The sequence below is a fragment of the Alcanivorax sp. HI0083 genome, from assembly GCF_001635175.1.
Genome location: NZ_LWFX01000679.1, coordinates 1 through 318 on the forward strand (window position 1 = coordinate 1; position 318 = coordinate 318).

Annotated in this window: 1 protein-coding gene; it reads left to right on the forward strand. The window is 58.5% G+C overall.

Features of this window, described 5'->3' with window-relative positions; translation table 11 throughout:
- Positions 1–318: enoyl-CoA hydratase/isomerase family protein (locus A3754_RS06740; RefSeq protein ID WP_197468527.1), on the forward strand; the 318-nt coding region annotated here is incomplete at both ends.

Sequence of the window (318 nt, forward strand, 5' to 3'; positions counted from 1 at the left end):
TTCCTGGGGCTCACCGGGGTGCACATCAACGGTCGCGAAGCGGTAGAAATCGGCATGGCGGACCGCATGGTGGACGCCGATGCCGACAGCCTGCTGGATGCACTGGCCGAGCAGGATTTCGCGGATGATGAAGCCGAAAACCGCGCGGTGATGTACCGCTTGTTCAAGCAACAAGCGGCGGACATGAGTGATCTGCCTCATCCGTTGATCGACCATCTGCCGTTGATTAATCGTCTGTGTGATGGCGAAAGCATTGCGGTGGTTACTGAGCAGCTGCTGAACGTGAAAGAGCGTGACCGCTGGCTGGACAAGGCACTG